General features: G+C 51.8%; 1 protein-coding gene. It reads right to left on the bottom strand.

What is annotated here, in order from left to right; genetic code table 11:
- Positions 1 to 851, bottom strand: an 851-nt coding sequence (locus T472_RS05730; protein WP_040906827.1) for a DNRLRE domain-containing protein, incomplete at both ends; no start/stop codon positions are given.

Here is an 851-nt window from a genome sequence, read left to right as displayed (position 1 = left end):
TATGTCCCAGTCGAACCTTGATCCTGACGAACCTGAGACCATCTGGTATTCCTCGGCCTTCACTGAGTTGTAGGACGGCTTGTTGTTCCAAGTTATGGTGGATGAGCTCCAGGCGGAGTTCACCTTGTATACCTCTATCTGTCTCGGTGTCACAACGCTGGTATATGTCGCCAGGTTAAGGGATGCGTCAACTATTAGGTCTGCTGCAGTAAGTGCAGGCAGCGTGAACTGGAGATAGCTCCTGTTGACATATGAGCTGGCACCGTAGCCTGCCTTCAGGAGCCCCATGTTGACATAGTTTGTGTTTGGGTACGCTGATGACACTGGTGCGTCGAATATCTTTGTCCTTTCCACAGTGGTTGAGACCACAGGGTCTATCACCACAGGATACTGCCTTGATTCGTCGGCAAGCCAAGCGTTGTCAACCTTAAGGGTAAGCCTGTACTCGCTTCCTGCCTTGACCTCTGTCAGGCCAACTTCCACGCCGTAGCTTGCCTCACCAAGGGCGTCAACCATGAAGGGAGCAGGCATCTCCATGACTTTCTCACCTGTTGCCATGTCCCTCAGCATTATGCTTCCGCTCTCATCCAGGACAGGTACCATGTTCTTCAGGTACAGGCTGAAGGAAAGCTCAGGAACCTCCATCCTGGACTTGACTACTATGTTCTCCTTGACCTCTTCAGCCATTACAGCATACTCAAGGTCCATTCCAGGGAGTATCTCCTCATACCTTGCTGTTGACTGCAGGTTCCTTAATACGGTCTTGTCCTCAGGGAGTTCCCCTTCAGGCACCACGATGACAGCCTTGGTCTTGTCCCCGCCATCAAGGTTCCATGCTATCTCGTACTGGT

Source organism: Youngiibacter fragilis 232.1 (assembly GCF_000495435.3).
Classification (GTDB): domain Bacteria; phylum Bacillota; class Clostridia; order Clostridiales; family Clostridiaceae; genus Youngiibacter; species Youngiibacter fragilis.
Note: the sequence above shows the minus strand (reverse complement) of the source record. Positions and strands in the feature narration are given on the sequence as shown.